At 39.4% G+C, this 7,151-nt stretch carries 5 protein-coding genes; 4 read left to right on the top strand and 1 reads right to left on the bottom strand.

From position 1 onward, the window contains the following. Nucleotides 1-232 precede the first annotated feature (232 nt). The gene (locus tag AAA938_RS16765; protein ID WP_338229912.1) at nt 233-1,810 is read right to left on the bottom strand and encodes a capsule assembly Wzi family protein; all 1,578 of its coding nucleotides are present in this window, start codon (nt 1,808-1,810) and stop codon (nt 233-235) included. Nucleotides 1,811-2,127: 317 nt separating this feature from the next. On the opposite strand from AAA938_RS16765, the gene AAA938_RS16760 reads away from it, so the two are divergent. The 4 genes from AAA938_RS16760 (at nt 2,128) to AAA938_RS16745 (ending at nt 7,127) form a co-directional block, all read left to right on the top strand. Then, on the top strand, nt 2,128-3,147 hold the full coding sequence (locus AAA938_RS16760) for an MraY family glycosyltransferase (protein ID WP_338229910.1): 1,020 nt from the start codon (nt 2,128-2,130) through the stop codon (nt 3,145-3,147). 130 nt (nt 3,148-3,277) lie between these two features. Beyond that, on the top strand, nt 3,278-4,414 hold the full coding sequence (locus AAA938_RS16755; RefSeq protein ID WP_338229909.1) for an aminotransferase class I/II-fold pyridoxal phosphate-dependent enzyme: 1,137 nt from the start codon (nt 3,278-3,280) through the stop codon (nt 4,412-4,414). A 1-nt stretch (nt 4,415) separates the two neighbouring features. Beyond that, on the top strand, nt 4,416-5,024 hold the full coding sequence (locus AAA938_RS16750; RefSeq protein ID WP_338229908.1) for a sugar transferase: 609 nt from the start codon (nt 4,416-4,418) through the stop codon (nt 5,022-5,024). Nucleotides 5,025-5,216: 192 nt separating this feature from the next. Then, nucleotides 5,217-7,127 (top strand): polysaccharide biosynthesis protein, encoded by a 1,911-nt coding sequence (locus AAA938_RS16745; protein ID WP_338229907.1) that lies wholly within the window; start codon nt 5,217-5,219, stop codon nt 7,125-7,127. The last annotated feature ends 24 nt before the right edge of the window (nt 7,128-7,151 follow it).

Genomic DNA, 7,151 nt, shown 5'->3' with positions numbered 1-7,151 from the left:
AATTCAACGCAGGAAGCTTCGTCTGGAAACCGATTAATGAAATTGATAATGTTCATGGTCAAAACCGTCTATTTTGACCTAATTTACAGTAGGTTAAAATACTACTAAAGCGATTGTCACCAACTGTCAATAAGAACTTATTTGGTTACTGGTGTCATTGCGGATATACATATTAAACTTTTTATTCTGTTTATAAAATCCTGATTTATCAGGATTTTTTTTGGCCTTGCCCTTAAAAGAAATAGGCAACTTTGACTCTTGATGAGGTTGAAAACATTGAATTGGTAACGCTGCCATCGAGCGTAGGTTTTGACGAACTTAGCTCTTGGTTCCAAAGATGATTTCTTGTATTTATTGCTTTAATTTGTCCAGAAACTAACAAATTTTTTATTTTTCTCTCCAAAAATACTCCAATTGATAAATCTACCCATGGCTTGGTATCTACACCAGCGTAGGTAAGATTAGTTTCAAAATTAGCTTCCCTTTCCGTTCTTTGAAGAAGTAAGCCCATCGAATTTAATTCTTGGGCTTTTCTTATTTCAAGACTAATTTGATTTCCACTTTGACCAATTGAACTTCCCAATACCTCTCCATTTTGGGTTAAACCTTGAACTACTTGTCCGTTATAGTACACTCCGACTCCTTCTCCTCCTGGTCTTACAATGTTATTAATCGGTGCCTGCGTATGCGTATATTCTGTTCTTAAATAAAAATACCCGCCTTTGTCATAGGGAATGGCCTTACTAAAGCCTATCAAATAAGCTCTGGAGTGTTCAGGGTTTAATAAAAAGTCCCTCCAGTTCAATGAATGATCATTTCGCAAATATTCGAAATAAAATTCTGCTTTTGCAGTTGGAACAACATACCTGGTGAATACAGAGAAATGTTGATCTTCTCTTAGTAAAATATTCTCAACCACACCCGTTCCTTCTTTTGGCAATGGATCAAAAATGGGAAACCATGCCCTTAAATTATCTTCCATATCTTCTCTGTAAATTTGAAAGGTTCTACTAGCTCCTATAAATAAACCTTTAACCCATTTTGGATTATAAGAAATAGAAATGCCTGTAAAATATCTATAACTTTCTTCTTCTTTTATAGGAAGAAGAGTGATTGCTGTACTATCGCTGAAATAAGGGCCTCCATACCCGTCTAACCTGCCCATGAAGTATTGACCTTCAAAATTTCCTAAAAATGTCCTTGCAGGCTTTGTAGTTCTAAACGTGCCATGTAAAAAACCATTGGCATTATCGCTGATATGAAGCCCATTTAGTTGGCCTGGTCCCCACCAAATGTTTTCTGTGGATACACCTGTAGCAAATGCTCCGAAATTGAAAAGAATATTTGAATTACCGGGTAATATTCTAAAAACAGGTTGGTCAGTAAACCTTACTGGTTTTTCAGTTCCCCCAACATCCCTTCTTAACACTGAGAAATACTGAGTGGGTGCATTTTCTGGATATTCTTGAAAAGGAAGGTTTTGGGCATAGTGGATTTGTGGAGTCAGTTGGATAGATAATTTTCCATATTGGAGAAAAATGCCTCCTGAAATCAAATTTTGAATTCCTTTTGAGGGGATTAAAGGGCCTGCTCCTCCCTCAAAAGGAATACCTGTATTGATCAATAAGGTGTTTTCCAATGGATAAATCCTAAAATTAAACTTAGAATTGGAGCCTAAATCAATTTTTCTTAATTCTCCAAGCGAATCAGCTTTAGATTCCAATATTGAAATAGGAAGTGGTTTGTAATTGAAACTCCATGATTCATTAAGATTTCCATAGACTTGTTCTCTTCTGGCAAAATCCTGCATTAATCCAAGATTTGGGCTAATGTTCTGAGAAATTGAATTAAACTTAATAATCAGGGTTAAAAAAAATGTAGTGGTTAATCTCAGACGCATATTTTTTTATAACTTAATTAACTTCTGCAAAATGAGTATTTTTTGGTTTTTTTCCTCAATTTTGGGTTGTAATAAGATTACAATAAATGGGTTATTTACTTCTTTCTTTTTTAACGGCTTTTTCGACGGGCATTCTTTTCTATCCTGCTTTAATAAAGATTTTAAAATCGTTGGATCTTTCCGAAAAACCGGGTGGTAGGAAAATTCATAAAAAGACCACTCCTTCAATGGGAGGAATTGGTTTTTTCCTCGCTACATCTATATCCTTGGGCATTTGGGGATGGCAGTATCCTCTTCCAGATATCCGCTACTTGCTAGGGGCCATCGCTTTGATGTTCTTCGTAGGCTTCCGGGATGATTTGGTCGAGCTCAAGGCCAAGCACAAGATTCTGGGGCAGTTAGTGGCCGTGATTCTTGTGGTAGTGGCAGGAGATATCCGCGTTAGGGATTTTCACGGATTTATGGGAATAGGGGAATTGCCCATTTGGTTTAGCTACGGCTTCACTGCATTTGTTCTATTGGCTTTGACTAATGCCTTTAATCTTATCGATGGACTAGATGGATTGGCTGCTACGGTAGCCTTGATTACCCTCGGACTTTTGGGTTCATGGTTTTATTTCCAGGGTTTGGAAAGTTATTCGGTATTGTGCTTCACGCTTTTGGGAGGGGTTTTGTCCTTTTTGGTCTTCAACTGGCACCCTGCCAAAATCTTTATGGGAGATACCGGTTCCCTGACTTTAGGTTTTGCCATGGGAAGCTTGGTGGTGGCTTTTATGGATTACAATTCCGCCTTACCGGAAGGTGCTCTTTTGAAGTTTGGCCCTTCCTTTACTATGGGAATAGTGCTATTGATCTACCCGCTTTATGATATGGCGAGGGTTTTTACACGAAGAATCCGAAGAGGTCAGCATCCTATGACTGCCGACAAATCCCATGTTCACCACTTCTTAATGCGGATGGGGTTGTCTCATGATAAAGTGGCCTTGATTCTTGGAGGAACTCAGATTCTTTTGATCACTTTGGTCCTAGGCATGAGTGATCTGTCGGATAATCTGGCCTTGCCTGTGCTTTCTGCGGTGGTATTGTTTATGGGGTATCGCTTGGATAAAATCACCCCTAAATACATCAAAAAGAAGGTTAATGGATCTCTTAAAACAGACCAAAAATCTGCAATGAAAAGCACCAAAAAAGACAAAGTAAAGTTGGAAAAATCCATTGTAGAGCCTGAGAAAATCAATCTCAACTAAGCGTAAAATTCCCCATTTTCTTAAGAATTACATAGTTTTAGTTTGATTTTTTTTTGAATTTTGATCCATTTGGTTGGCTTTTTGTCTGGGTATTTTTATATATTTCCCAACATTCTGAACACCCCACTGAATGGCTTTCAAAATCCCCCTCTCATTCCCTGAATATTCTGATTCGGAGTCTAGATATTTGCAGCAAGCGGTTAAGTCCGGTCAATTGACCACCAATGGAGCTTTTATCAATAAGTTTGAAAATAAGCTGTCCAAAAAATTAAGGACTCATCAGGCCGTTGTTCTAAACTCTGGTACTTCAGCTTTACATTTGGCATTGGTGCTTTTAGGAGTAGGGCAGGGAGACGAGGTCATCTGTCAATCGTTTACTTTTTGTGCTTCGGCTAATCCTGTCGTGTATTTGGGAGCCACTCCGATTTTTGTGGATAGTGAGGAAGAGACATGGAATATTTCTCCGGAGATCCTTGAAGATGCAATTCTAAGCAGGATTGCAATGGGCAAGAAGCCTAAAGCGATAATTTGCGTGCACCTCTTCGGGATGCCTGCTAAAATGCAGGAAATCATGGAAATATCTGAGAAATACCAAATTCCTGTGATAGAAGATGCTGCTGAGGCAGTAGGAAGCAAGTTTAACGGGAGTTATTGTGGGACTTTCGGCAAAGTAGGCATCTTTTCATTCAATGGGAATAAAATCATTACCAGTGGAGGCGGAGGGGCCTTGATCAGTGGCGATGCTGCTCTAATTGAAAAATCCAAATATCTTTCTACTCAGGCTAGGGAAGACCTCCCTTATTATCAGCATCTCGAAATCGGATATAATTACCGAATGACCAATATGGCAGCTGCTGTGGGCCTAGCCCAATTGGAGCGTCTTGAGGAAATGGTGACTAAGCGTCAATGGGTAAATGAACGATACAAGGAATTGATGGTCTCGCTTCCGGGGATTACTTTCCAGGAGAACAACCACTCTTCGGAGTCAAATTTTTGGTTGACTTCCATCCTCATTGATGAAGAAACTACCGGATTCTCCAATGATCGGTTGAGGGTGCTATTGTTGAAAAATGGCATAGAGACCCGTTTTCTTTGGAAACCTCTTCATCTTCAGCCTATTTACAGACAAGCTCCTTTTTATGGAGGCAATATCTCTGAAAGTCTTTTTTCAAAAGGGTTGTGTCTCCCGAGTTCGGTGAGTTTGACCTTTGAGGACCAGGAATGGATAGTCGGCTTAATTGAAAAAGAATTCAGAAAAGTGCTTTAAGGTGGCATATCCTCATTTCGGAAAGAGGGCACTGGACCTGATTCTTGCCTTGTTGATGTTTTTGATTCTGTCTCCGGTCTTCATTCTTGTTTTTTTAGTATTAAGTATCCATCACCGGGGTAGTCCTTTTTTCTTCCAGGAAAGGCCGGGTAAAGGCGCAGAGATTTTTCAAATAATTAAGTTCAAAACGATGCGTGATGGCAAAGATCCAAATGGCAATATTCTCTCGGATGAGGAGCGAATTACCGCTCTTGGAAAATTTATAAGAAGTACCTCATTTGATGAACTTCCACAACTATTGAATGTAATCAAAGGCGATATGAGCTTAGTGGGTCCAAGACCCTTGCTTCCTGAGTATCTTTTATTGTATAGCAGGGAGCAAAGCAGGAGGCATTTGGTGAGGCCGGGAGTCACTGGTTGGGCTCAGATAAATGGTAGAAATGCGATTTCCTGGCAAAGAAAATTTGCTTACGACATTTGGTACGTAGATAATCTTTCGCTTGGGCTTGATTTGAAAATTCTTTTTATCACGCTATGGAATGTAATTCAGGGAAAGGGAGTAAGTCAGCAAGGTCATGTTACTGTTGGAAGGTTTACAGGAAATAACTGATTATCAATTGTGTAGTTAATGGATTATAAGCCATTCTGATTTCCGTTTTCCGAATTTTCTTTCATTTTTTTTGTTTTTCCTCAAATAATTCTTTGTTTTTTGAAACAAATTAATAAATCTGCTTACTTTGTACCCGGATTGAATTTAATTGTTGATTAATAAGAATTTTGCTTATTTGAAAATATCATTACCATGCATTTTTTATCAAGGCTAAAAATCCTTCCAAGGTGGATCATCGCCGCTTTGGATTCTCTGATTTTATTCCACTGTTCGCTTTTTGGATATTTGGTCAGGTTCAACTTTGAATTGGACGTCATAGAGGAATACAATGCCTTTGCAGGTAGCCTCACCTTTATGGTTGGGGGTCTTTTGGTCATGCAAAATACCCGAAGCTATGAGGGAATTGTGAGACATACCGGATTTAGGGACGGATCCAATATTTTCAAGACGGTCCTAATCAACTTTGTCCTATTCCTTTTCCTCAACTTCTTCCACGGCAATTTCCTAAACGATCGGTTTTTGCTGCCGACCTCTGTATTGATTATTGCCAGTTTATCCTCCCTGTTCAGTCTAATATTCTACAGGCTCCTGGTAAAGGAGATTTTCCTTTATTTGAAAAACGGTTTCGCCGAAAAGCAGCTCAAAAATGGAATTATTTTTGGTGCAGGTGAGGCAGGGATAATTGCGCAGGAAGCCATCAAACGTGACAGTAAAAGTCAGCTGAATATTGTGGCATTCTTTGATGATGATTCCAAAAAAGAAGGGAAAAACATAGACGGAAAGCGCATTTTTAAGGGATTAGGTGAATTGGAGAAATTGGTGAAGGAGAATAATGTGACTGACTTGATTATTGCGGTCAGAGACCTTTCTGTCAAGAGAAAAAGTCAGATTATCGATGAATGCCTTAGACTGAATGTTTCCGTTTCTATTGTGCCTCCTGTGGATCAGTGGATCAATGGCGGACTTACTGCAGGTGCTATTCGAGAAATCAAAATTGAGGATTTGTTGAGTCGGGATCAGATTGTCTTGGATAATCCTAGAATTGAAGAAGATCTGAGGGGTAAAGTGGTTTTGGTGACTGGAGCTGCTGGTTCCATTGGTTCAGAGCTTTGCCGCCAAATCAGCCATTATCATCCAAGAATGTTGGTTCTTTTGGATATTGCAGAGTCACCTCTGTATGATATCGAGCAAGAATTCAAAGAAAGTTACCCGAGCTGTCCAATTAAGATTATTTTGGGAGATGTTCGGAATAAGAAGAAAATGAAGGAGGTTTTCCGGGAATTTAAGCCTCAGGTGGTCTTCCACGCTGCTGCGTATAAGCATGTTCCCATGATGGAAAATTATCCCGAGGAAGCTATTCATTCCAATGTGATCGGCACTAAAGTACTTGCTGACCTATCCGTTTTGGCTCAAGTCGAGAAGTTTGTCTTTGTATCCACGGATAAGGCGGTAAACCCAACCAACGTAATGGGTGCAAGTAAGAGAGCTGCCGAAATGTATGTTCAAGCTCTTAACGAATACCTGGAATCCAATCATAAGAAGTTTCATACCAAGTTTATTACCACTCGATTTGGGAATGTTTTGGGCTCAAATGGCTCTGTGATTCCACTTTTCAAAAAGCAGATCCTTCACGGAGGTCCTATCACCGTGACACACCCGGATATTACTCGCTATTTTATGACGATCCCTGAAGCTTGCCAATTGGTATTGGAGGCAGGAGTCATGGGAGAAGGAGGAGAGATTTATGTGTTCGATATGGGAGAACCTGTGAAAATTCTTGATTTGGCCAAAAAGATGATTCAACTCTCCGGAAAGAAGGTTGATCATGATGTAAAAATTGTTTTCAGTGGCTTGAGAGAAGGGGAGAAATTGTTCGAGGAATTGTTGAATGATTTTGAAACTGTAAAAATCACACACCATCCCAAAATCAAAATCGCCCAGGTCTTGCCTTCTTCCTATCATAAAATAGACGGGCAAATTGAGCTTTTCCAAGAATTGATTACCAAAAACAACGAAACGGATTTAGTACGGCATTTGAAAGCCCTCGTTCCTGAGTTTATATCTAACTCTTCCAGATTTGAGGTTTTGGATAGAATGAATTGATGTGATTTAAAGTACCAAGTATCT

The sequence above is a fragment of the Algoriphagus taiwanensis genome, assembly GCF_036245645.1.
In the GTDB taxonomy this organism is placed as follows: Bacteria; Bacteroidota; Bacteroidia; order Cytophagales; family Cyclobacteriaceae; genus Algoriphagus; species Algoriphagus taiwanensis.
This window is presented reverse-complemented; position numbering and strand designations above follow the sequence as displayed.